General features: G+C 65.6%; 22 protein-coding genes. 15 read left to right on the forward strand and 7 right to left on the reverse strand.

What is annotated here, in order from left to right; genetic code table 11:
- Nucleotides 1-58 precede the first annotated feature (58 nt).
- A complete protein-coding gene (locus TTER_RS12985; protein WP_012876501.1) occupies nucleotides 59-421 on the reverse strand; it encodes a hypothetical protein in 363 nt (120 codons plus the stop codon).
- Nucleotides 422-424: 3 nt separating this feature from the next.
- Nucleotides 425-568 (reverse strand): metal-sensing transcriptional repressor, encoded by a 144-nt coding sequence (locus TTER_RS16160; protein WP_241215256.1) that lies wholly within the window; start codon nucleotides 566-568, stop codon nucleotides 425-427.
- Nucleotides 569-794: 226 nt separating this feature from the next.
- On the opposite strand from TTER_RS16160, the gene TTER_RS12995 reads away from it, so the two are divergent.
- Both TTER_RS12995 and TTER_RS13000 read left to right on the forward strand, forming a co-directional pair.
- A complete protein-coding gene (locus tag TTER_RS12995; RefSeq protein ID WP_012876503.1) occupies nucleotides 795-1043 on the forward strand; it encodes a heavy-metal-associated domain-containing protein in 249 nt (82 codons plus the stop codon).
- On the forward strand, nucleotides 1024-3108 hold the full coding sequence (locus TTER_RS13000; protein WP_012876504.1) for a heavy metal translocating P-type ATPase: 2085 nt from the start codon (nucleotides 1024-1026) through the stop codon (nucleotides 3106-3108). Before TTER_RS12995 ends, TTER_RS13000 begins: the two co-directional genes overlap by 20 nt.
- 128 nt (nucleotides 3109-3236) lie before the next feature.
- Here the strand turns inward: TTER_RS13000 and TTER_RS13005 are convergent, their stop codons facing one another.
- Complete coding sequence (locus TTER_RS13005) at nucleotides 3237-3902, reverse strand: protein-L-isoaspartate(D-aspartate) O-methyltransferase (RefSeq protein WP_012876505.1); 666 nt, start codon at nucleotides 3900-3902, stop codon at nucleotides 3237-3239.
- Between the two features lie 77 nt (nucleotides 3903-3979).
- Between TTER_RS13005 and erm the strand changes: the two genes are divergently transcribed.
- The 6 genes from erm to hemH all read left to right on the forward strand — a co-directional run bounded on the left by erm (nucleotide 3980) and on the right by hemH (nucleotide 11910).
- Nucleotides 3980-4975, forward strand: coding sequence for a 23S ribosomal RNA methyltransferase Erm (gene erm / locus TTER_RS13010; protein WP_012876506.1), 996 nt, complete (start codon nucleotides 3980-3982; stop codon nucleotides 4973-4975).
- 17 nt (nucleotides 4976-4992) lie between these two features.
- Nucleotides 4993-5880: a hypothetical protein gene (locus TTER_RS13015; RefSeq protein WP_012876507.1), complete on the forward strand. Its 888-nt coding sequence runs from the start codon at nucleotides 4993-4995 to the stop codon at nucleotides 5878-5880.
- A gap of 87 nt (nucleotides 5881-5967) precedes the next feature.
- A complete protein-coding gene (locus TTER_RS13020; RefSeq protein WP_012876508.1) occupies nucleotides 5968-8427 on the forward strand; it encodes a beta-mannosidase in 2460 nt (819 codons plus the stop codon).
- A gap of 361 nt (nucleotides 8428-8788) precedes the next feature.
- Nucleotides 8789-9787, forward strand: a complete 999-nt coding sequence (locus TTER_RS13025; RefSeq protein ID WP_012876509.1) for a YdbT family protein — start codon at nucleotides 8789-8791, stop codon at nucleotides 9785-9787.
- Nucleotides 9788-9868: 81 nt separating this feature from the next.
- Entirely contained in the window at nucleotides 9869-10951 is a 1083-nt protein-coding gene (gene hemE / locus TTER_RS13030; protein WP_012876510.1) for a uroporphyrinogen decarboxylase, read from the forward strand.
- On the forward strand, nucleotides 10948-11910 hold the full coding sequence (gene hemH, locus TTER_RS13035; RefSeq protein ID WP_012876511.1) for a ferrochelatase: 963 nt from the start codon (nucleotides 10948-10950) through the stop codon (nucleotides 11908-11910). The genes hemE and hemH overlap by 4 nt, the downstream gene beginning before the upstream one ends.
- 52 nt (nucleotides 11911-11962) lie before the next feature.
- On the opposite strand, the gene cysS is transcribed toward hemH, so the two are convergent.
- A complete protein-coding gene (gene cysS / locus TTER_RS15100; RefSeq protein WP_012876512.1) occupies nucleotides 11963-14320 on the reverse strand; it encodes a cysteine--tRNA ligase in 2358 nt (785 codons plus the stop codon).
- 128 nt (nucleotides 14321-14448) lie between these two features.
- Between cysS and TTER_RS15105 the strand changes: the two genes are divergently transcribed.
- Both TTER_RS15105 and TTER_RS15110 read left to right on the forward strand, forming a co-directional pair.
- On the forward strand, nucleotides 14449-15342 hold the full coding sequence (locus TTER_RS15105; protein WP_049823076.1) for a sulfatase: 894 nt from the start codon (nucleotides 14449-14451) through the stop codon (nucleotides 15340-15342).
- A 21-nt stretch (nucleotides 15343-15363) separates the two neighbouring features.
- Nucleotides 15364-15963 carry a sulfatase/phosphatase domain-containing protein gene (locus TTER_RS15110; RefSeq protein ID WP_049823077.1) on the forward strand — a complete coding sequence of 200 codons (600 nt, stop codon included), beginning with the start codon at nucleotides 15364-15366 and terminating at the stop codon, nucleotides 15961-15963.
- Nucleotides 15964-16040: 77 nt separating this feature from the next.
- On the opposite strand, the gene TTER_RS13050 is transcribed toward TTER_RS15110, so the two are convergent.
- A complete protein-coding gene (locus tag TTER_RS13050) occupies nucleotides 16041-16748 on the reverse strand; it encodes a class I SAM-dependent methyltransferase (protein ID WP_041425682.1) in 708 nt (235 codons plus the stop codon).
- A 153-nt stretch (nucleotides 16749-16901) separates the two neighbouring features.
- Here TTER_RS13050 and TTER_RS13055 point away from each other — a divergent pair, with 153 nt between their 5' ends.
- Both TTER_RS13055 and TTER_RS13060 read left to right on the forward strand, forming a co-directional pair.
- Entirely contained in the window at nucleotides 16902-17999 is a 1098-nt protein-coding gene (locus TTER_RS13055; protein WP_012876514.1) for an ADP-ribosylglycohydrolase family protein, read from the forward strand.
- A complete protein-coding gene (locus TTER_RS13060) occupies nucleotides 18000-18410 on the forward strand; it encodes a PPC domain-containing DNA-binding protein (protein ID WP_012876515.1) in 411 nt (136 codons plus the stop codon).
- Here TTER_RS13060 and TTER_RS13065 read toward each other — a convergent pair.
- Entirely contained in the window at nucleotides 18407-19324 is a 918-nt protein-coding gene (locus TTER_RS13065) for a class I SAM-dependent methyltransferase (protein ID WP_241215299.1), read from the reverse strand. The two genes, TTER_RS13060 and TTER_RS13065, sit on opposite strands and share 4 nt — an antisense overlap.
- Between TTER_RS13065 and TTER_RS16165 the strand changes: the two genes are divergently transcribed.
- A complete protein-coding gene (locus tag TTER_RS16165; RefSeq protein WP_241215307.1) occupies nucleotides 19220-19555 on the forward strand; it encodes a hypothetical protein in 336 nt (111 codons plus the stop codon). The genes TTER_RS13065 and TTER_RS16165 overlap by 105 nt on opposite strands.
- Here TTER_RS16165 and TTER_RS13070 read toward each other — a convergent pair.
- Nucleotides 19530-20039: an HIT family protein gene (locus tag TTER_RS13070; RefSeq protein WP_012876517.1), complete on the reverse strand. Its 510-nt coding sequence runs from the start codon at nucleotides 20037-20039 to the stop codon at nucleotides 19530-19532. The two genes, TTER_RS16165 and TTER_RS13070, sit on opposite strands and share 26 nt — an antisense overlap.
- Before the next feature lie 89 nt (nucleotides 20040-20128).
- On the opposite strand from TTER_RS13070, the gene TTER_RS13075 reads away from it, so the two are divergent.
- Both TTER_RS13075 and TTER_RS13080 read left to right on the forward strand, forming a co-directional pair.
- A complete protein-coding gene (locus TTER_RS13075) occupies nucleotides 20129-21103 on the forward strand; it encodes an NAD-dependent epimerase/dehydratase family protein (protein WP_012876518.1) in 975 nt (324 codons plus the stop codon).
- Between the two features lie 67 nt (nucleotides 21104-21170).
- Nucleotides 21171-24497 carry a BTAD domain-containing putative transcriptional regulator gene (locus tag TTER_RS13080; RefSeq protein WP_012876519.1) on the forward strand — a complete coding sequence of 1109 codons (3327 nt, stop codon included), beginning with the start codon at nucleotides 21171-21173 and terminating at the stop codon, nucleotides 24495-24497.
- Nucleotides 24498-24499: the final 2 nt, after the last annotated feature.

Raw genomic sequence — 24499 nt, forward strand, 5'->3', positions numbered from 1 at the left:
GTTAGTCCTCCCTTCTATAGCTCACATGCTGTATGCCCGGCTGCGATGGGGAGGACTACTAAATGCGAAACACCTGCATGGCAGCTCGTAGCTTGTCACGCGACTGCCCGGCATCCAACTGCGCTATGTGCCCCATCGGCGGACTGGGAACGACACGGTACAGCTGCGTGCGCGCCTGGGGCATCACGGCTACGGCGGCTGCCTTCCTGGCCAGGTCCGCGCTGATGCCGGCAGCACAGGCATCCCGTGGGTGCTGCCCAGCCCAGACCTGGCCGTCGTGCCCGGCGTCCACCACGGTGTGCGCTGATGAGTGGTCGAGCACGTGCTCCACCGTCATCGGCAGGTGCGTGGAGTGCAGGGCCAGCGCCAGCAGTGCGCAGAACAGCAGGCCGAGACCAAGGTGCCTATCCACAGCTCTCACGGCTCAAGCCCTCACGGTCTTGCGCAGGACGCGGATCATCTCCCTGATCGCGGCCTCCCTGCCCTCGCCCTCGACGGCCTCCGCCACGCACTTGCGCAGGTGGTCCTCGAGCACGATCAGCGCCACCTCCTGGGCGGCAGCGTTCATGGCGCTTATCTGCTGGACGACATCGAGGCAGTAGCGATCTTCCTCGATCATCCTCCGGTGCCCCGCACCTGCCCCTCTATGCGGTTGAGCCTCCTGACGAGCTCTTCCCTATGGTCGGCATAACTGGATGTTCTCTCCATACCTTATAGTTTTACCCCATAACTTGACTCGTGTGCTAGTATTATACAGCATACTGGTAATGAGTATATTGTGAGGAGGCGTCAAGATGACAAGCAAGCACACCGAAGTCCTGATCGTACCCGACATGTCCTGCAGCCACTGCGTGAGCAGGGTGGATAGGGCGCTGAGGAGCCTAGAGGGCGTCGAAGGCGTCTCGGTGGACCTGGACTCGAAGCGGGTCACCGTCCAGTTCGATCCCTCCGTCACCTCCCTGGAGAAGATAGAGGCCGAGTTGGAGGCCATAGGTTACCCTAGTGCCGGGAGAGGAGTTACGGATGGCTCACCACGCACATGACACACACCAAGCATCTGGACACACCCATCATGAGATGAGGCACGAGGGGCACCCACATGGAGGTGCGGAGCACGGGCGCGGCACGCACGATGCGCACGCAGGCCACTCGGAGGCCGCCTTTGCCCGGGTCTTCTGGGTATCGCTGATCCTCACGATCCCCGTGCTGCTCTACTCCGACCTTCTGCAGCACATCCTGGGATACTCCGCACCCACGTTTACGGGATCTAGCTGGCTGGCGCCCGTCCTGTCCAGCGTCATCTACTGGTACTGCGGCTGGGTCTTCCTGAGGGGAGCGGTCTCGGAGGTCGGTCAGGGGCGTCCAGGCATGATGACGCTGGTGGCGCTCGCCATAACCACCGCCTACTTCTACAGCCTCGCGGTCACCTTTGGGATCCTGCGCGGGATGCCCTTCTATTTCGAGCTCGCCACCCTCGTCACGATCATGCTCCTTGGCCACTGGATGGAGATGAGGGCCATAGGCAGGGCGCAGAGCGCGCTGGAGGAGCTGGCGAAGCTGCTGCCCGATACGGCCGAGCGTCTGGTGGGCGAGGAGACCGAGGAGGTGCCCGTAGCGGAGCTGCGCGTGGGGGACCTGGTCCTGGTGCGCCCGGGGGCCCGCGTGCCGGCCGACGGCCAAGTCGAGGGCGGCCGCAGCTCCCTCGACGAGAGCATGATCACCGGCGAGTCCAGGCCGGTGCACAAGGAGGAGGGAGATGAGGTGGTCGCCGGCACGGTCAACGTGGGCGACGGAGCCCTGCGGGTGAGGGTCACCCGCGTGGGCGAGGATACGGTCCTCTCCGGGATCATGAGGCTGGTGCGCGAGGCACAGGCGAGCAAGGGCAGGGCGCAGGTGCTCGCCGACAGGGCTGCCTACTGGCTGACGATCGTCGCGGTGGCGGTGGCCGTTATCACGTTCGCGATCTGGCTGTCGGTCAGGGGGTTGGACAACTACACCATCGAGAGGGTGGTCTCAACATTGGTCATCGCGTGCCCCCATGCGCTGGGGCTGGCCATCCCCCTGGTGGTGGCGATATCCACCACGATGGCGGCCCGCAGCGGCATCCTGGTCCGGGACAGGGCTGCGCTCGAGCGGGCCAGGAACGTGGACGTGGTCGTGTTCGACAAGACCGGGACCCTGACCCTGGGACGTCAGGGACTGGTCGACATGACCACGGTGCAGGGCTTCGATGCGGAGGCGGCGCTCTCGCTGGCGGCATCCGTCGAGCAGGAGAGCGAGCACGCCGTGGCGAGGGCCCTGGTGGCCGCGGCCAGAGACAGGGGGCTGCCCCTGCAGCGCGCGGAGGACTTTCGTGCCCTCCCGGGCAGGGGCGTCAGCGCCAGGGTGGATGGTCGCCAGGTACAGGTGGGAGGCCCAGGGCTGCTCGAGCAGGCGGGGATCGCCCTGCCTGAGGAGTTATCGGCCAAGGCCAAGGAGTGGGGTGGGCACGGGCAGACCGTGGTCTACCTGGTGGTGGACGACGAGCCCGTGGCAGCCTTCTCACTGGCCGACGTCGTGCGCCCCGAGAGCTTCGAGGCCGTGAAGACCCTCACCGGGATGGGGGTAAAGGTCTCCATGCTGACTGGGGACTCCGAGGCGGTGGCCCGGTGGGTAGCCTCCCAGCTGGGGATAGCGGAGTACTTCGCAGGGGTGCTGCCCGAGCACAAGCACGAGAAGATCCTCGAGCTGCGATCGCAGGGGCTGGTGGTCGCCATGGTGGGCGATGGGGTCAACGACGCCCCCGCGCTGGCGCAGGCCGACGTGGGTATAGCGATAGGTGCGGGCACGGACGTGGCCCGCGCCTCGGCGGCGATCGTGCTGGTGCGGGACGACCCCCGGGACGTGGCCAGGGTCATAACGCTGAGCCGAGCCAGCTACAGGAAGATGGTGCAGAACCTGGCCTGGGCCGCGGGGTACAACCTGGTAGCCCTGCCGCTGGCCGCGGGCGTGCTGGCTCCCTGGGGACTGGTGCTCCCCCCGGCGTTGGGAGCCCTGCTGATGTCGCTCAGCACCATAGCCGTAGCGCTCAACGCGCAGCTCCTGCGCAGGCAGGTCCCCAGCAGATAGCCCAACGGCGTAAGCTGGCTGGAGGGTTCCCTGGTCCCTCCAGCTAGTCGGCATCGTGCTCGCCACGATGCTAAGGCCGGCGCGCGGGCCACGTACAGCATAGTCGCCCCGGGCGGAAGCTGCCCCAACTAACGAGCCCCATTACCCGACCGCTCTGGAGGGAAGCCGTACCTCCCGTACAGCCGGACGAAGTGAGCCCCGATGACCGTGCGCCGGCGCACCAGCCCCTCCGGCCTCTGCTCGAACAAAGCGACCTCCTCCTGGCCGCCGGGGCCTATGGGCTGCACAAGCCTGCCGCCGACGGCCAGCTGCTCCACGAGGGGCGGGGGTACCGCCGGGAACGCGGCGGAGACGAGGATCGCATCGAACGGGGAGTGCTCGGGGAGCCCCAGAGTGCCGTCCCCCACCACGACCTGGGCGTTCCCAACGCCCTGCCTCGCCAGGTTGGCCCTCGCCACCTCCGCGATATCGGGCCAGCGCTCCATGCTCCACACGCACCTGGACAAGTAGGCCAGCAGCGCCGTCTGGAAACCGTAGCCCGTACCCACCTCGAGCACCTTCTCCGAACCCTTCAGCTCGAGCGCCTCGATCATCTTGGCGACGAGGGATGGCTGCGTGGTCACCTGCCCGTGCGGGATCGGCAGGGGCTCATCGTAGTAAGCGCGCTCCACCAGGTACGGGGGCACGAACCCGGCCCTGGGCACCCTGCGCAGCGCTTCGAGCACCCGCGGGTCGCGCACGCCCGCGGCCATCACTTGGCGGACGAGGTCCTCCTGATCGGGATGTGCCGGCATACAGCGACATTATCCATACTGCGCCCTGAGCATGCAACCCACCACAGGGCTTGCCCAGGACGAGGCTTGCCCTTATAATGGGGAGGTCTTGTAGCTGGCAATTCAGTAACGCACTTTGCAGGGAGGTAAGGGACTATGGCAGGGGTAATCCGCTGGGTAACCAGGGCCCGTACCAGGGCCGCGGGCGCGGGGAGCAGCAACGGTCTCAAGCTCACAGCTTTCTGTCCCAAAACTTCCTGCGAAGTCGCCAGCTCGTCGACTACCTGCTCCAAAGCTCCGATATAGGTCCTGAAGACATCGTCTACGAGATCGGACCAGGTCGCGGGATCATCACCGAGCGATTGGCCCGTCGCTGCCGGGAGGTGGTGGCGATCGAGAAAGACCCCTCTCTGGTGGCGCGGCTGCGGACCGAGCTCGCCGACCTGCCGAACGTGCTCGTCCTGGAGGGGGATTTCCTGGAGCACGATCTGCCCAGGAGCCGTTACAAGGTGTTCTCCAACCCACCCTTCAGCATCACGGCGCAGATCGTGCAGAAGCTCACCGGCGCGCCACGCCCGCCGGAGGATACATATTTAATTGTGCAGCAGGAGGCTGCTTGGAGGTACCTGGGCACTCCCCGTGAGACGCTCTCCTCGGTGCTGCTGAAGGCGGACTTTGTGCCCTCGATCACCTATCGCTTCCGGCGCGAGGACTTCCATCCGCACCCCGGCGTCGAGGTGGTCATGCTGCGGTTGCTCCGCAGGGAGGCGGATCCCTTGCCGTCTGGGATGCGGCAGGTGTATCGGGATTTCGTCACCTACGGTTTCACGGCGTGGCGGCCGTCCCTCAAGGAGACGCTCGGCCCGCTCTTTGCCAGGAGCGGAGTCGACCGCCTGTGGAAGAGGTTGGACCTTCGGCCCGATGCGACCCCGACGTCCCTGGCTTTCGAGCAGTGGCTGGGGCTGTTCTACTCCTACCTGCTGCTGGAGTATCCTCGAGGCAAGCACCTCTTCTCGGGAGCCGAGGACAGGCTGCGCGCCCAACAGGCGCACCTGGATAAGCCCCGCCGGACCCGTATCCGGCGGGATCAATAACCTTGGAGGTGAGCGAATTGACTTTGCAAGGGCTATGGCGAGGGCCACTGTCTGGGCTGATGGCCACCGCAGGGGACGAGGACTGGGCATCCCTGCTGAGCGAGATCGCATGGCAGGTGCGCCAGATGCTGGGCAGGGAGCCGCTCTCCGCCCACGCCGCGGACGTCAGCCTACTGCTGGTGGGCTCGGCCGCGCTCGGCGTGGTGGACGAGGTCTCGGACGTGGATCTGCAGTTGGTGTGCCGGGAGCAGCTGGTCGAGGAGCTCAAGCGCTCCCATCGGGAGCTAGGGATCGTGGGCGCGGAGGAAGATCTATTCGTAGAGCTCAAGCTGCGGGGCGGCCGCGGCGGGCACTACACCCTGCGGACCGTGGAATCGCTGGCCGAGGAGCTGGCAAGGGGTGAGGACTCGGCCCTGTGGCTGGCGGCCACGGCTTGCGCCCTGCACGACCCGATCGAAGTAGCCGGGCTCCTCTCGCAGCACTACCCCTTGAGAGAGGAAGCGTGGCTGCAGCGATGCCGATCGACCTATGTGGCCTTCCGACAGGCAAGCAGGGTCATGGACAACGCTGCCGAGCGCGGCGACGGGTGGGCGCTGCTCTGGGCCACCACAGAGGCCCTGCGTCAGGCCCACAGGTGCGCGCTGGCCGTGGACGGGGTGCCGGCGCCCTACGACAAGTGGCTGCACGCGGTGGCCACCAGGTTCCCCACCGGGGCCGCCGTAGCGCAGGCCGCGGACGCCTGCCTGCGGTGGTTGCCCAACGGCTCCGCCCCTCAACCCCTGCCTCACAAGGAGCACCCCCTCGTGCGAGCCGTGGAGGAGGTCCGCAGGGTGCTGATCGCGGCCCTGCACGGGCGCGGCATCCACACGCCCTGGATCACCCATTGGTGGAGGCACATGGGGTAGCACCAAGAGCTTGCTCGGCAGCGCGCGGCAACGATTTGTATATACTGTAGTTTGTAGCCAAGACGAACACACTCCAAGAGGTTGAAGATGATCGCACAGGTGCTATCTGACAACTGGCAACTGAGGCAGCGTTCTCCGAGGGCAACGCTGGAGGAGGACCTTGCATCCCACAAGGGCTGGATACCCGCGACCGTCCCTGGCTACGTCCACCAGGACCTGATGCGCGAGGGCGTCATACCGGACCCGTTCGTCGGGCTGGCGGAGCTCGAGGTCCAGTGGGTGGGCGACGCCGACTGGCTGTACAGGTGCACCTTCGAGGTGGACGACGAGCTGCTGCGCATGCCCTACGTGGATCTCTGCTGCGACGGGCTGGACACGTTCGCCACCGTATGGCTCAACGGGCAGGAGGTGCTCCACAGCGACAACCAGTTCGTGCCCCACAGGGCGGCGGTCCGGGAGATCCTCCGGGAGGGGAGCAACGAGCTGTGGATACTGTTCGAGTCGCCACTGCGGGCGGGGCGTAGGCTCCAGGAGCAGCACGGCGAGATGAGGGCCTGGAACGGCGATCCCAGCCGCGTGTACGTTCGCAAGGCGGGCTACCACTACGGGTGGGACTGGGGGCCGACGCTGCTGGCGATCGGCCCCTGGCGAGAGATCAGGCTGGAGGGCTACAGCGCCAGGATAGACACCGTGAGGATCCTGCACGAGGTGGCCCCGGACCTATCCTCGGCGGCGGTCAGGCTGTACCTTGGGCTGGAGGGGGACCTGGAGGGCCGCGAGGTGCTTGTGCGCCTGCTGGATCCCGAGGGGCACCCAGCGCACACCGACCTGATAGTGGCGCGCAACCACATCGAGCACGAGTTCGACCTGCAGTTCCCACACCTGTGGTGGCCACGAGGTCACGGCCCACAGCAGCTGTACACCCTGCAGGTGAGCGTGCGCGAGGGCGAGGCCACGCTCGCCAGCCGCACCCTGCGCACGGGCTTCCGCCGACTGCGGCTCCTGCAGGAGCCGGTGAAGGGGGAGGAGGGTAGCAGCTTCACCTTCGAGATCAACAACGTGCCCCTGTTCTGTGGAGGGTACAACTGGATACCCGCGGACTCCTTCACCACGCGGGTGGACCGCCGGAGGTACGAGCGCTGGCTGAGGTTGGCCGCGGAGGGCAACGCCACCATGCTGCGCGTATGGGGCGGCGGGATCTACGAGGCCGATGCCTTCTACGAGCTGTGCGATGAGCTGGGACTGCTCGTCTGGCAGGACTTCATGTTCGCCTGCGGGATGTACCCTGCCCATGAGGAGTTCCTCCAGAGCGTCCGCAGGGAGGCGGAGTCGGCCATCACTCGGCTCCATGTGCACCCTTCCATAGTGATTTGGTGCGGCAACAACGAGGACTACCAGGTGGCACAATCCATTGGTGCCTACGACCCCGACATCTCGCCGGAGGAGGCCCGGGACACCTTTCCTGGCCGCATGATCTACGAGCGCGTGCTCCCCGAGGTGTGCGCCAGGCTGGATCCGAGCCGTCCGTACTGGCCGGGCAGCCCGTACGCGGGCGCGGACCCCAACGACCCCACGCAGGGCGACCGCCACGTGTGGGAGGTGTGGCACGGCCAGCTGGCGCCCTACCAGCGGTATCCCAGCTTCAGGTCGCGCTTCGTGAGCGAGTTCGGGATGCAGGCCCTGCCCTCCCGGCGCACCATCGAGGCTTTCGCTCCTCCTTCCGAGCGCTACCCAGAGAGCCGGACGCTCGACCACCACAACAAAGCCCAGGACGGCCCCAGGAGGATAGCGGTCTACCTCTCGGACAACCTGCGCGCGCCGTGTGGCCTGGCGGAAGCGGTGTACGCCACGCAGCTGGTGCAGGCCGAGGCCCTGGCGGCCGGGATCCGCGGGTGGCGCAGGGAGTGGAGGGGCAGGGGGAGGTACGGCTGCAGCGGCGCGCTCGTCTGGCAGCTCAACGACTGCTGGCCGGTCACGAGCTGGGCGGTGGCGGACTACTACCTCCGGCCCAAGGCCGCCTACTACGTGGTGCGGCGGGAGCTCGCGCCCATCACCATAGGCTACAGCCGGGAGGGCTCCAGGCTGCAGCTGTGGTGCTCCAACCTCACGGGCGAGCCGTTCTCCGGGCAGCTGGAGGTCACCCAGTGGTCCCTGCAGGGGGAGAAGATCCTGCAGACTTCCCTGGAGGTCAACGCCCCCGCGTACGGCAGCGTGGAGCTGGGGGAGGCCCACGTGCACGCCTTCCGCACCACCGTGGTGGGCCTCCGCCTGCTGGCCGGCGGGAGCGTGATCGCCAGGGCGGCCTCATGGCCGGAGCCCCTCAAGTACCTGCACCTGCCCAAGGGCGGGCTGGATGTAGCGGTCGACGGGCAGAGGCTGAGGCTGCGCGCCACAAGGCCCCTCAAGGGCGTGCTCCTCGAGGCCGAGGGGGACGTCACCTGGAGCGACAACGCCCTCGACCTGTTGCCCGAGGACGAGCAGGTGGTGGTCGCCGAGGGCCTCGAGGGCGAGATCCAGGTGCGCTACCTCGGAGATACCTGGAATTGAGTTTGCATGTTATGTCGAGTGTTGCTATAATAATAGCGGATCCCAACTCATTCCCCCCTCCTTGACTCCCGGCTCCCCCAGGCCGGGAGGCCAGCGCCGACGGGTGCCCCCTCCTCACCCGTCGGCGCGGAGGCCCCTCCCAAGGAATCTACCGTACACCTCCCGCCTAAAACAGCGGGAGGAGCAGTCCGCCACTCCTGCTCCTCCATATCTATGAGGGATGTCATATAATTCCGCTGTCCAATCTGAGGTTAGCACAAAGCCCCTGCAGGTACCATAAGCCATTTGGCTTAGTCTGGATATGCAACTTTGCTTAACCCAGCTTGCCTCGGGGCCAGCCGGCATCTATCCTTATATCAGGATGGAAATAAGACGCTACCTACAGCCCGGAGAGAGGATCCAGCTGCTGGCGCACAAGCACGCGCTGTGCCTGGTGCGGGCGCTCGTGCCGCCCATCCTGCTCGTGCTGCTAGCCACCCTCTCATCCTGGGGCTACGATCTGTACCTGGGCAAGGGACAGCTACCCCTGTGGCTGTTGGCGGTGGTCGCGCTGGTGGCGATCGCGTGGGGAGCCTACGTTTGGCTCGACTGGAGCGGTAAGGCGCTGATCGTCACCAACAGCCGCGTGCTGTGGGTGGAGCACGTGCCCGGCTTCAAGGAGAAGCACTGGCAATCCCCGCTCAGGGGGCTGCAGAACGTCAGCGCGAGCAGCAGATGGCTACAGAGGCTGGTGCGCAGCGGTGATCTCCTGCTGGATACCCGCTCCGAGGGAGCCCTCCAGGTCACGTGGATCACCCGCCCACACCACATAGCCGCGCGCCTGGGTTCGCTCATCCGGGCCGCCGAGAGCACCCCCATCAGCCCCATCAATGCGGGTGGGGAGACCCTGCCTCCGCTGGTGATCCACAGCCACCCGGTGGCGCTGGCCTCCGAGCTGTTGCGCCCCTTGTTGCTGCTGGCGGTCGCGGGGCTCGCCGGCTGGTGGAGCGGCTACCTCGTGGTAGGCATCGCCGGCCTGTGCATGAGCCTGCTGTGGGCCGGCTGGCTGATAGACTCCTGGAGCAACCATGAGATAACCATCGACGATGAGAAGATAGTCGAGCACAAGGTATCTCCGCTGGGGCTGCGCGAGGAGACCAAGAGCGCCCCCATCAGCAGCCTCCAGGACATGTCGTACGTCATCAAGTCGCCCCTGGCGTACCTCCTGCAGTACGGAGACCTCAGGCTGCAGACCGCTGGGGACACCGAGAACTTCTTCTTCCGCCACGTGCCTTCCCCGCGCAAGCTCTGCGACGAGATCGCGCGCCGCCAACGTGCGCAGCGACGGGTGTCGACGAGCAGCACCACGGTCACGGGCTGACCACGTGGGGTTCTTTGGCGGTGGCGGCGGTTATAAGGTAGCATATAGTGTGAACACATTCCCTCATGGAGAGTGCTGCTAGTGATAGCTCAAGATCTGTCTGCTCGCCCTATGAGCGGCGAGGCCAGGATGCTGGCCGCCTGCAGGCGCCAGCCCACCGACTCCACCCCCGTCTGGTTCATGCGGCAGGCAGGCCGATGCCTTGCCGAGTACCGTGAGCTGCGGCGCAAGTACGACATCCTCACGCTCGCCAAGACCCCCGAGCTCTGCGCGCAGGTGACGCTCATGCCCGTGGACGCGCTGGGGGTGGACGCGGCCGTGATGTTCGCCGACATCATGCTGCCGCTGGGGGGCATGGGCGTGGAGTTCTTCATAGAGCCCGAGATCGGGCCCATCATCCCCCACCCGATCCGCACCAGGGCGGATATCGAGGCGATCAGGATCGTGGAGGCCGAGGAGGCTACCCCGTTCGTCTTCGAGGCGATCCGGATCGTGCGGCGGGAGCTCGCGGGCAGGGCCGCGCTGATAGGCTTCGCTGGCTCGCCCTTCACCCTCGCCTGCTACATGATCGAGGGCAGGCCCTCCAGGGACTACGCCCACGCCAAGCGGATGATGTACGGCGAGCCCGAGCTGTGGCACGGCCTCATGGCCAAGGTCACGGAGGTGATAGTCCGCTACCTGCGAGGGCAGGTACAGGCCGGCGCACAGGTCATCCAGCTGTTCGACAGCTGGGTGGGCATCCTGGGCCCCGACGAGTACGCCGAGTACGTGCTGCCCTACTCCAGGCGCATCTTCTCCGAGGTCAAGGCACTGGGTGTGCCGACGATCCACTTCGGCACAGGCGCTGCCTCCCTGCTGGAGCTCATGGCAGAGGCGGGGCCAGACCTGGTGAGCGTGGACTGGCGGGTCAGGCTGGACGAGGCCTGGGAGCGCATCGGCCACGACAGGGGCATCCAGGGCAACCTCGACCCGGCGGCCATGCTCGCCCCGTGGCACTACGTGGAGAAGAAGGCGCTGGATATCCTGCGCAGGGCGAACGGCCGCCCCGGACACGTGTTCAACCTGGGGCACGGCGTGCTGCCCGACACGGACCCGGGCAAGCTGAGGATGTTGGTGGACCTCGTGCACGAGAGCACGAGTAGATCAAAGGAGGAAGGCGTATGACCATAGAACAACCGGAGACCATAGGTGTGCTGCTCATGAGCTACGGCGCCGCCAGGACGCCGGAGGACGTGCCCGCCTACATGAACCACGTCTACCACGGCAAGGCGCCCCAGGAGCTGATCGAGGAGTTTCAGCGCCGCTACCGGCTGGTAGGCGGATCCCCCCTCATAGAGATCACCCGCCAGCAGGCCGAGGCGCTGCGGGATCTCCTGCAGGCGGAGGCCAGGGAGGGGACGCGCTTCGTAGCCGAGGTGGGCATGAGGCATACTCCCCCGTGGATAGCCGACGGGCTGCGCAGCTTGGTGGAGCAGGGTGCTCGCCGGATAGTGGCGATCATCATGTCCCCGCAGTACTCGCCAATAATCATGGGCGGCTACCACAGGGCGATCGAGGAGGCGCTAAGGGAACTCCCGAGCGATGTGCAGGTCACGATCGCCGGGCCGTGGCACACCGAGCCCGACTTCATAGAAGCGCTTGCACAGCGAGTCAGAGAGGCCCTGGAGAGGGTCCCCGCCTCAGAGCGCGACACCGTGCCGATAGTGCTCACCGCCCACAGCCTGCCCAAGAGCGTAGTGGACAGGGAGCCCTTCTACATCGACCAGCTCATGGAGACCGCCCGAGCCGTGGCCGACAAGCTAGGCCTGGCGGACGACCGGTGGATGTTCGCCTACCAGAGCGCCGGGCACACCCCAGAGGAGTGGCTCAAGCCGGACCTCAAGGACGTGCTCCCGGGCATCCGCCAGGCAGGCCATAGCAGCGTGCTCGTGGTGCCCGTCCAGTTCTTGGCGGACCACCTCGAGATCCTATACGACATAGACGTGGCCGCCCGCGAGGAGGCCGAGTCCGAGGGGCTGAAGTTCTATCGCATAGAGGTGTTCAACACCATGCCCCTGTTCATCCGCGCCCTGGCCAACGTGGTAAGGAAGGAACTGAAGACCGAGGCCATGGTCGCCCAGTAACGAACTTGCACCAGTATAGGTGGGCGGTAGAGCCGCCCACCTATTTTTACGCCTAATCTCCTTGAAAATGGTAGTGGGGATGATTATGTTGGTGATCCGGCAGGTGCCGATGGGGATGCACATGAGGCACACCTGGAGGGGGCAGCTCCTCCGGTGGATGGAAGTGGTCGGCATCCACGTGCCTGGGGTGATCGTGCTCCAGCCAGCGCTCCACCTGTCCATCTCTGGCCACTAGCAGGCTCTCACCATGATGCCATCTAGCTCTGAACAAGTCGTAGTTGTGCTTGCTCTTGGTCTGACGTTCCTCTGGCAGTAGGCTGTACCATTCCCGATGGGGGTGTAGGATGATGCGCCGCTCAACCTCCGGCACCACTACGACGCGCAGCCCCGCAGCCTTGAAGAAGAAGCTGTAGTACACGTCCGCCAGGCGGTAGAACCTGAACTTCTCGTTGTCCAGCAGCCCCACCTCCTCCAGTAGCGCACGCCTGAAGGCGAACAGATACCCCTCCATAGCGTCCGCATCCGGTCCAGGAGTCCGCTCGAACTCCCGGAGGTCCTCCGTCACCAGGCCAAACGGCCCAGCCACCCCGACCGACCTATCGGCCAGGGCCTCCTCAAGCGGGGTCCACACATCGCCCGCGAGCTCCACGGAGGTATCCAGCCAGACTACGTACCACCCCTCCGAGGCGCGCATCGTGGCGTTGCGGGAGGCGGCGAACCCGATGTTGTGGTCCGCAAAGAGCACCTTGAGGGGTACCCTGACGCCCTCCTCCTCCCAGTAGCCTCGGTGGTACAGCTCGAGCATCAGCCCCAGGGTGTCATCGGTGGAGCCGCTGTCGACCACTACGACCTCCAAGCTCCTGCCGTGCAGGTGGCGCGCCAGGCTGCGCAGGCACCTCTCCAGGTCCTCCCTGTTGTTGCGGGCTATGAGGTTCACCGACCACTCGTAGCGGTCGGGCTCGCCCACGCGGCTGGGCACCTCGGCCGAGCTGGTGAACACGTGCGGCAGGCGGTTGATCCTGAGCCTGTAGGCGCGAGTGCCCTGCCGGGTGTCGCGCAGCTCGACCCCGCGCGCCTCCAGGTCGGAGCGCAGCGCGTCTGCCAGGGCGTAGTCTCCCCTTGCCCTGACCTCCGCACGCAGAGCCAGCAGCTCGCGCACGTCCTGCCGAGGCTCCAGGAGCAACCCAGAATCGGGCTCAGCGAACACGTCGAGCCCGAGCACCTCGTCGAACTCCGCCAGCAGCGCCGCCCTCTCCGCAGGTCCCAGGCCGGAGCGGCGCACCACGTCCCATACCACGGCCATGGCAGCCGGGAGGTTCAGGTCGTCCCTCAGCGAGCGGTCGAAGGCCTCGCGCCAGGGCCGCATGGCCTCCTCATCGGGAGGAGCAACGGCCTCATCCCTGGCTGCCAGGGCGGCCATCCTGAGCCTGCGCAGGGAGGTCTGCGCGCCCGCCAGCGCCCGGAAGGTGAAGTTCAGGCGGGTCCTGTAGTGCGCCGTGGTGAAGAGGTAGCGCAGCGCCAGGGGCTCGAAGCCCCGGGCCACGATGTCGTCCAGGGTGTAGTCGTTGCTCATGGACTTGGACATCTTCAGGCCGTCGGTCAGCAGGTGCTGGGTGTGCACCCAGTGCCTCACCCACCTGTGGCCGACGTACGCCTCGCTCTGCGCCCGCTCGTTCTCGTGATGGGGGAAGATGTTGTCTACCCCACCGGTGTGGATGTCGATCTCGGTACCGAGGTACTTGATCGCCATGGCGGTGCACTCGATATGCCACCCGGGGAACCCCCTGCCCCAGGGGCTGTCCCAGGCCATCAACCTGCCGGGCTCCGCCTCCTTCCAGAGCGCGAAGTCCAGTGGGCTCCTCTTGTCGGCGGTCGCATCCTCCTGGGAGGAGGTGAGCTCCGGCAGGCTGTTGCCCGAGAGCTGCCCGTACTGCGGCAGGCGCGCCACGTCGAAGTAGACGTTGCCGCCCGCCCGGTAGGCGTATCCCTGCCGCTCCAGCTCGCGCACGATCTCGATCATCTCTCCCACGTGCTGCGTGGCCCGCGGGAAGACCGAAGCCGGCAGGATGTTCATCCTCGCCTCGTCGCGCATGAAGGCGCGGGTGTAGAACTCCGCGATCTCCCCCGGGGTGCGCCCCACCCTCCTGGCCTCGGCCTCGAGCTTATCCTCCCCCTGGTCCAGCAGCTCCTGTCGCATGTGCCCTACGTCGGTGATGTTCTTCACGTGGATCACCTCGTAGCCCTCCCGCAGGAGCGCCCGCCTTATCCAGTCCGCGGTACAGAAGGATCGCAGGTTGCCTATGTGGATGTAGCGATAGACGGTGGGGCCACAGGTGTACATCCTGATCCTCCCGGGCTCCACCGGCACGACCTCCTCCACACGGCGAGTCAAGGTGTTGTACAGCCTCATGGGCGATGGCTCCTCCTGCTGGTGTCTGGTTCATTTTACCTCGATCTCGGAGAGGCTTCGACCCTTGCCACTAGACGTCGGGGGCCAAGGCCGTTTACCATACAGGCAAACCGCTCTGGAGGTCGGAAGTGAACTGCATATTCATCACGGTGGACAGCCTGAACCGCCACTTCCTACGGGCGTACGGAGGCAAGGTGGAGATGGAGGTGCGCACGCCCAACATAGATCGCCTCGCCGCCCGCGCCGCGGTGTTCGAGCGGCACTTCGCCGGCAGCCTCCCCTGCATGCCCGCGAGAAGGGAGTTCTTCGCCGGCGTGCAGGAGTTCCTGTGGAGGCCCTGGGGACCGATGGAACCCTTCGACGAGCCCCTGGCGCGCGTGGCCAGGCGAGGAGGGGTCGTGCCCCAGCTGGTGACCGACCACTACCACTACTTCCAGCACGGTAGCCACGGGTACTACGAGGACTACATGGGATACGAGCTGATCCGCGGGCACGAGTACGACACCTGGCGCACGACGCCCCGCAGGCCCGACCCCAACTTCCTCCGCCAGATACTCGCCGACCAGCCGGAGGACACGGGCTTCCTCAACCGCGCGGCCTACGCCCGCAACGTCGCGGGATTCCGCACCGAGGAGGACTTCTTCCCCGCCAAGGTGTTCTCCAGGGCGGCGGAGTGGCTGCGGGAGAACGGCCAGCAGCAACCCTGGCTGCTGGTGATAGACAGCTTCGACGTGCACGAGCCCTTCCACTGCCCCGAGCCCTACGCCTCGATGTACACCGATGAGGACCCCACGGACCCGGAGCTGATCCTCTGGCCCAGGTACGGCAGGGTCGATGAGGGGAGCAGTCGGCTCACGGACAGGCAGCTGGCTTTCGTGCGCGCCCAATACGCTGGCAAGCTCACCATGGTGGACAGGTGGCTGGGCGTGCTGCTAGACGAGATGGACCGGCAGGGGCTGTGGGCGAACACCCTGCTCATCCTCACCACGGACCACGGGCACTTCCTGGGGGAACATGGGTAGGTCGGCAAGCCCAACGCCCCGATGTACGACGTCCTGGCCCACACCCCGCTGTTCATCTGGCACCCCCATAGCCCCCTCATGGGTGGTAGGGTGAACGCCCTCACCTCCGCGGTGGACCTGTACGCGACGATGCTGGATGCCCTGGGGCTGGAAGTGCCCGGGAGCACGCACAGCCGCAGCCTGATGCCGCTGCTCCTGGGAAGCGTCCGGGAGCACAGGGAGTGGGCGATCTACGGCTACTGGGGCTCAACCGTGAACGTGACCGACGGCCGCTACACCTACCTGCACCCCTGCAGGGAGGACGTGGAGGCGACCTGCTACTCCACGATGATGATCGAGCCCATAGACTGGTTCGCCCCCCCGAGGCCCAAGCTGCACGCCACGGCCGGCAGGTTCCTGCCCTACACCGATTCGCCGGTGTGGCGCTACACCGCCAGATCGACGAGCAGGCACGGCTCTCCCCTCCTGTTCGATATCGAAAGCGATCCGGAGCAGCAGGAGAACCTGGCCGGACAAGGGGCGAGCGAGGAGGCCGCCATGCGCACGCTCCTCATCAACGCCCTGCAGGAGCTCTCGGCGCCCCCCGAGCAGTACGAGCGGCTGGGCATCTTGCTGCCGTAGCTACGCCCGCTTGCAAGCAGGGTCTTAAGGGAGGGGCAAGCATGAGCTTCGTACTACCGGGTTTAGCCAAGACGTGGCTACTGGGGCTTACGCGCTACCAGCACCTGCGAGAATGGGAAGGTATGGAAGTATCTCCAGATGCACAGGCTCTCAGCGTAGGGGCGTAGCTGCTGCGCGTACTCGCCCACGTGGTGGATGTCAGAGATCAAGAGGATGCCACCCGGTCGCAACGCTCTCCACATCTCGGCCACGGCCCTTTTCCTGTCTTCCCTGCCCCTGATGTTATGCACCACGAAGTTCGATACCACGGCATCGAACGTACTATCTGGAAATGGTAGGCTACGGGCATCACCCTCCACCACCCTTAGCTGTACGCCCTCCTCACGGGCATTTCTCTCCAGTCCGGCTCTGCCGTTGCCGCTCAGATCCCAGACCGACCACATATCGAGAGCCACGACATCAGCCCCGAGCATGGCCGCGGCCACGGCCAGCAGCCCCAGCCCCGTACCCACGTCCAACACCTTGTCACCAGCTCTCACATCGGCCAACCGCAGCAATGTGTAACGATGGCGCAGCTTGATGCATCCCGAGTAGAGCAGCATCCAGCCACCCACTAGCAAGAAGGATAGTGGCCATAGCAGCTCCCACGGGTTGAAATATGCAGGGGCACTCACCCAGAAGTAGGCAGCAACACCTAGCAGCAAGGTCCCCACGGCCAAGATGCAGGCCACGACGTAGGGAGCATCCAGACCATATCTTAGAGAGAACGAAGGGCTCCTATTCACGTTGATGATTATAGCCTTCAGTGCAACAAAGACACAAACCCTCTCACCTTGGAAAACTTGTCGCAGCAATGCGTCCCACAAAGCTAATCTGGACCTTTCAGAGGCTTATTAGTATCATCTATGCATATAAGTAGTAAAGAGAGGCAAGGAAAGATGGCCAACCTGATGGACAAGTTTATAGGGTGTATCGCCGGCTCATGGGTGGGCTCCGCCATGGGTGCACCAGTGGAGGGTTGGTCCTTTGAGGAGATCGAGCGACGCTACGGCACGCTCGACCGCATGCTCCTGTACAAGCACAATATCACCCACACCGATTGGGAGCGCCCTCCGGGCACCACCGAGGACGGCATAGAGCGGCAGAAGCTGATCGCCACGGCGATCATCGACAAGCAGGACCGCATCGACTGCTACGACCTGGTGAACACCTGGCTGCGCGACCTCAGCCCCGCCAAGATGCTGTTCAAGATGGAGAAGTTCGATATCTCTCTCCTCGAGTGGGCCAGGGCAGGCGTAGAGCCCACAGAGCTTGGCAGACTGGTGCCGTTCGGAGAGCTGGTGACCGTGGCCAGGTCCTCCCACCCCATAGGGCTGATCAACGCGGGTGATCCCGAGTCGGCCGCCAGGGACACCTTCGAGGTCGGCCGGGTCTATGCCCCCGACGGCAGCGCAGCCCTGAGGTGGGGGGCGCTGTACAACGCCGCCGTCGCGGAGGCCTGCAGGGAGGAGGCCACCGTGGAGTCGGTGCTCGAGGTGACCCAGAGGTACGCACTCTACCGGGACTCGCGGGGGCTGAGGTCGATGTACGACTACATAGGGCAACAGCTGGAGTGGGCGCTGGAGCTGGGCACGACGCACAGGGAGCCCCAAGCCCTGAGAGAGGCGTTCTACCGGCATTACCACGGCGGGGAGCACATCCCCTACGGCGCCTCCTACGCCAGCGAGGTGGTCACGAAGGGGCTAGCTATATTCGCGGCCACGCACGGTGATCCCCGGAAGGCCATCCTGTGCGCGGTCAACTTCGGACGGGACACCGACTGCCTGGCGGCCATCGCCGGCGGCCTGGCGGGCGCCCTCCGCGGCGCCGGGGAGATCCCCCAGGAGTGGATCTCGCAGGTCGACGAGGCTACCCGTCAGGACCCCTACACCAACAACCGCAGGACGATCCGGGAGACGGCCGAGGGGCTGCACGCCGCCTTCGTGGTCAGGCTCAGGCGGCTGAGGCGATACCTAGACGAGATGGAGGATAGGTAGATGCGGGTGTCAACGACCTCGGCCGGCAAGGTAGTGCTGGTCAGGTTTGATCCCGACGAGGACCTGCTGGTGGGGCTGCGCGGCGCCGTTGAGGCGGCGGGGCTGCGACAGGCTGCCATAGTCAGTGGTGTGGGATCTCTCCGACGCTTCCGGGCGCACGTGGTGGGCAAGCCGGAGCTACCTACAGTGGATAAGTTCTTTCAAGGCGAGGGCCCCTACGACATCCTAGCGGTCACTGGACTCGTGATAGCAAGCAGGGTACATGCACACATCACTGTGGCCAACACCGAGCGGACGTTGGGCGGGCACCTGGAGGAGGGGTGCAGGGTGCTGACCTTCGCGGTGGTGACCCTGCTCGAGCTGCCCGAGGCCGAGATCGCCGGATGGGACAGCGTGGGCCCGCTGCGCTAGATCTCCTCGGACAGGAGAGACAGACCCCGCAGCACGGGCGACATCAGCCCTTTGTGGGCCACGAGCACCTTGAAGCCGCCCAGGCCATCCGGCCTGACGAGCTCCTCCACCTGCGCCCTGACTTGCTCGAACTCTCGCGTGCTCTTCGCCCTGCGCAGGGCCCACTCCACGGCCTCTCCGATCCCCAGCGCCGCCAGGAAGTAGCCCTGCGTGGTGTACCCCGTGACCTCGCCCCCAGCCTCGCGCACCGTCTCCGCCAGCGCGCTGAAGTTGACGTGGGCGGTGATGTCCTGCTCTCCCACGCGCCGCAGGGGATCGCGGTTCTGGGTGTGGCGGTAGTAGCAGGTCAGGGTGCCGTCCGGATGGTCGGGGCCGTGCACCTCCTCCGCCCTACCACCGTAGTCGATCGTGAGGAAGAACCCCCGCCTCAGGGATCGCACGACCCTCCTCGCCCAATCGATCGCGCGCAGGTTGGCCTCCGCCTGCTGCCCGGGCCGCAGCGCCCTCCCCCAACGCTCGACGTAGGCCTCCAGGCGCCTATCGGACGGCTCCCCCGGCGCCAGGCCGAGCGCCAGCCCATCATCCACCACCCACAGCTCATCGATCCCCGCACCCGTCATCCTGATGCGGTGGAACGGCAGAGCGTCGGCGAGCTCGTTGGACAGGCACACGCCGATGATGCTGTCCTCTTCGAGGTCCGCGTCGTCGGCCCAGCTAACCGGCAGCCTCCATAGGTGCTCCCGCTGCCGCTCCCTTGCGGCTGGCGACACCTCCACGATGAGGTAGCGGACGGCACGGTAGAACTCGGGGTGGGCGGCGCCAGCCCACCCAAGCAGGTCGGCCGCGAGCAGGCCCTTGCCCGCGCCGTGCTCCACGACGTGGAAGGGGTCCGGGCGGCCCAGCAGCTCCCACATCTCCACCACCTGCCTCCCGAGGGTGGCCCCGAACAGGGGGGAGACGTCGGTGCTGGTGTAGTAGTCGCCCTCCGGCCCTATCCTCGGTCCTCCCGCCGAGTAGTAGCCGTGGGCTGGATGGTACAGCGCCAGATCCATAAAGCGCTCGAAGGTGATCCTGCCGCGCTCGGCTATCTCGCGCCTTATGATCCTCAGCAGCTGGGGGTTACCCTTCGGCTCCCGCGCCCCTGAGCTCATCGGCCAGCGCCTCCTTGAGCTTGTGGTAGCTCTCCTCCAGCCTCTCGGGGATCACCTTCACGTCCGCCAGGGACGGCATGAAGTTGACGTCGCCCACCCACCGAGGCACGACGTGGATGTGCAGGTGATCGGGCACCCCCGCGCCAGCGCACCTGCCCAAGTTCATCCCGATGTTGAATCCCTGGGCCCCAAATCCCCTCTCCAGCGCCCCGACGCACAGCTGCACCAGCCTCATCATCTCCAGCATGGTCTGGGGCGGGAGGTCGGCCATCCGGCCGATGTGCTCGTACGGCACGACCATGACGTGGCCCGGGTTGTAAGGGAAGCGGTTGAGGATGATGTACGCCATGTCTCCCCTGTGGAGCAGCAGGTTCCCCTCATCGCGCTCCTCCTGGGGAAACCTACAGAAGATGCACCCGTCGCTGCTCGCGTTGCCCGTGACGTACTCGGATCGCCATCCACTCCAGAGTCTCTGCATGTCCATCTCCCTATGCGTTATCTCGCTGCACCGTTATACTGAGTTAGAAGATCTGCAATCTACTGTAGCACACGAGCTCAAGGGGTGAGATGAGGTACCTGGTGACCGGTGCCACCGGGTTCATAGGTTCGAAGCTAGTCTGGGAGCTACTGCAGCGCGGCCACGAGGTGGTGGCGCTGGTACGCAATCCCAGGAAGAGCGGTGCCCTGCGGGAGCTAGGGGCTGAGGTGAGGCACGGAGACATCACCGACAGATCCGCGGTGGTGGCGGCCATGCGGGACGTGGACGGCGTGTTCCACGTGGCCGCGCGCTATAAGATAGGGGATCGCGACAAGCAGGCCCTCTACAGGACCAACGTCGAGGGCACTCGCCAAGTGCTGGAGGCCATGGCCGAGCTCGGGATACCTCGCGGGGTGTACACCAGCAGCATAGCGGTCTTCTCGGACACCAAGGGCCACATACCAGACGAGTCCTACAGGCACGAGGGGCCGTTCCTCAACGAGTACGAGCGCACCAAGTGGATCGCTCACTACGAAGTAGCACTGCCGATGATCGCCCGGGGGCTGCCGCTGGTGATCGTCATGCCCGGCGTCGTCTACGGTCCAGGGGACACCAGCCTCGTGCACACCCTCCTGCGGCTGTACCTGCGAGGCGTGTTGCTGGCCGTGCCTGGAGGCGTGACTTACTCCTGGACCTACGTCGACGACGTGGTCGAGGGCCACATCTCGGCCATGGAGCGAGGCAGGGAGGGGGAGAGCTACATCCTGGCCGGCCCCGGGGTCTCGCTGCGGGAGGTGCTGCGGGTGGCCTCCGAGCTCACCGGTGTGCCGGCCCCCAAGCTGGAGGTGCCCCCAAGGCTCATCTCGATGGCCTCCGTGCTCGCCTCGGGCCTGGAGCGGGTGGTGCCGCTCCCGCCGCTGCTGGCCTCCGAGACGCTACGGACCATCGCAGGCACCACCTACCTGGGGAACAGCGCGAAGGCCGGGCGGGAGCTCGGGTTCTCTCCCCGCGAGCTTCGGGAGGGCCTGGAGCCCACCCTGCAGTACGAGAAATCAAGGCTTTGATGCATCCAATCTAAACCTTTTATCGTAAACTATAGTATAATCGGTCATAGATCATGGGAGGGGATGTATGGCCGCGCCCTGGATAATACGCTCCAAGCTTAGCGCGCCGGCTCAGAAGTCGGGAATTATCCATCGCAGGGCGCTCGTGGCTTGGTTCGCGCGCATGCAAAGGCACAAGCTCAGCCTGCTGACCGCACCGCCGGGCTACGGCAAGACCACCACTCTGTCCCTCTTCGCTCAGCGGCACCCGAGGACCGTGTGGTACACGCTCTCCAGCGCCGACGAGGATCCCAGCGTGTTCCTGCAGCACCTGGTGGCGGCCATGGGCACCTGCTGTGTTCTCGGGGAGGGCGAGGATCCATCGGCGTGGCTGCAGGGCTCGGACCTCGACAGGGCCCTGCTCGGCATCATCCACGCCATGCAAGGCTCGGCGGGCTTCGCCCTCGTGCTGGACGACTTCGATTGCGTCCGTGACCAGAGAGAGGTGCTGCGCCTGCTGGACTCCCTCATCACCTACTCCCCCCAGCAGGTGGTCTTCACCCTGGCCTCGAGGACGCGCGTCCACCTGCCCTGCATCCCCAAGCTCAGGGCTAGCGGCAGGCTGCTCCGGCTGGACTCCGAGATCTTCAGGTTCTCACGGGAGGACGTGGCGCAGCTACTTAGGGCCGAGGGCGTGCACCTGGGCACAGACGACCTCGAGACCGTATATGAGCTGACCGAGGGCTGGCCCCTGGGGGTCAGGATAGTGGCCCAGTACCTGGCCTCGGGTGCTACCCTGAGCGACCTGCGCGCCAAGCTCGCCTACAGGGGCAGCGAGCTGTACGAGTACCTCGCACAGGAGGTGATAAGCAAGCAACCCTCGGAGGTCGTAAGCTTCATGCTAGAATCCAGCCCGCTGCCGACGCTGGAGCCTGCGCTGCTGGACAAGGTGCTCGGGCGCAACGACAGCCAGCAGATGCTGGAGGACCTGGAGGAGCGCGGGCTGTTCGTCTCCAGGCTGGGAGAGGACAAGCTCAGGTATCACCCGCTGGTGAGGGACTACCTCCTAAGGCAGGCGCGTGCCGCCGGGGCACGCGTGGCGGAGGTGGCGCGCCGGGCTGCCAGGTACTACGATACTAAGGGCGAGCCGGAGCACGCCCTGGAGCTCTGGCTGCTGGGCGAGGACTACGACGAGATCTACAGCATGCTCGCCAGATGGGCGCCGCGCTGGCTGCGCGAGGGGCATTACTCGCGCCTATTACGCGCGATCGAGAGCATCCCTGCCCCCAGGCTGGAGGATTACCCTGAGCTGACCTACTACAAAGCCAGGGCGCTGCAGGCCATGGGCAAGCTGCACACCGCCTTCGAGCTGTACGGCGAGGCCGCCAGGCGGTTCGAGGAGGAGGGAGATGGCAACTGGGTGTCCAGGGCGCTGCTGGGGAGGGCCAGCATCTACCGTGAGAAGGGACAGATCTCGCGCGCCGGCGACACCTACTTCCGCGTGCTCTCCCTGCTCGAGCCCGAGGACATCTCCACTAGGGCGGAGGTCGTCATGATGCTGGGGATCAGCGACGCCGCCTCGGGGCTGCTGGGCAGCGCCGAGCGGCGGCTGCGCGACGCCCTCGAGCTGTACGAGCTGGGGGAGGACGCGGACGGCCAGTTCCACGTCTGGAACAACCTCGCGCAGGTGGTATACCTACGGCGAGGCGACTTCCCAAGAGCTCTCGAGGCCGCCTCGAAGGCCCGCCAGATAGCCACCGAGCTGGATGCAGACGTCTATATAGCTAGTGCCAACGCCACCCTAGCCACGGTGCTTTACATGCAGGGGGACTACGCGCGCGCCAGGCAACTTGCGGACGCCAACTATAACCTCGCAAGCCGCCTGGGCAACCAGGCTGAGACAATCGACGCCCTGGTAGTGAGAGCCCATACCCTGCGGTATGGCAGCGACCGGGACAAGCGCGCGGCGAAGGAGCTTTACAGTGATGTGCTCAACAGGATGTCTATCCTGGAGACTAATCGTCACCTTGCGGTAGAAGCGCTGCTCGGGCTCAGCTCCCTCCATCGCCTGCTCGGAGACCCCAAGGGCGCCGAGGGCTACGCCCAGCAGGCGGCGACGACCGCCGAGCGCATAGGTCACGAGTGGTTCCGGCAGGTGTGCCTCCTCGAAACGGCGTCGATTCTGGCTATGATGAATCGGCGGGAGGAAGCAATTGCCATGGCTTCGGCTTGCCTGGAGTGGTTCCGGTCCTGCGGAGATAGATACCATCAGGCACACAGCCTGCTGTTGCTGGCCTATCTGGAGGGCGAGGTAGAGCCCATGCTGAAGGTCGTGGAGGAGGGCGGGTACTGGGCACTGCTCTCCCGTGAGAGGTACTTCGCCCTGCCGCTCCTGGTCAGCGCCTTGGGCAACGCGGGCACAGCCGAGGCGGCCAAGCGCGCCCTCCTGACCATGGGAAGCGATGTCCTGGGAGACGCCCACAACTGGCTGCTGGGCGACGCCGCCGACGAATCCCAGCAGGGGGGCATGCTCCTGGGCTCGTTGATCGACGACGCCGCGAAGTCGGCCACCTCGGCCTCCAAGCTACGCTCCCTGGCTGAGGAGGCCCTGCGACACATGATATCTCGCCCCCCCTACACCCTGTACATCCAGATGCTTGGAGGCTTCAGGGTGCTCCGAGGGGATGAGGTCGTGGGCGAGAGGGAGTGGCGAAGCACCAAGACTAGGATCCTGCTGCAGTTCCTGGCCTCTCATAGAGGACAGATGTTCCCCAAGGAGAGGCTGCTCGAGCTGCTATGGCCGGATATGGAGCCTGCAGCGGCCGATAACAACTTCAGATTCAGCCTGAGCATACTGACCAAGGTGCTGGAGCCGCATAGGCCGAAAGGCGCCCCCCCATACTATATCGTGCGCAGAAACGAAGCCTATGGACTGGACATGTCGGCCGACGTGGTGGTGGATACCGAGGAGTTCGAGGAGCTGGTGCGACAGGGCAAGGCGGCCTACCGTCAAGGCCTGCACGGCAGGGACGAGGCGATCGAGCTGTTGCGTAGGGCTATAGATCTCTACAAAGGCGACTACCTGCCGGAGAGCCTGTACGACGATTGGACATTGCTGGAGCGAGAGAGGCTGAGGGAGCTGTTCTTCGATGCCTCCTCCCACCTCTCCTTGCTGCTGCTGCAGGATGGGGAGTACGACGAGGTGATCAAGCTCGCCTGGCGCACGGTTGAGATGGACCCGTGCAGGGAGGAGTCCTACAGGCTACTAATCAGAGCGTACGCCGAGAAGGGCGATAGGATAGCCGCCATACGTGCCTACAAGCTATGCGCCTCCAACCTCCAGCGGGAATTGGGGATGGACCCCATGCCGGAGACACAGGAGCTATACAACCGTCTCCGTCAGAGCGGTTACTGACG

This window comes from Thermobaculum terrenum ATCC BAA-798 (assembly GCF_000025005.1).
GTDB classification, from domain to species: domain Bacteria; phylum Chloroflexota; class Chloroflexia; order Thermobaculales; family Thermobaculaceae; genus Thermobaculum; species Thermobaculum terrenum.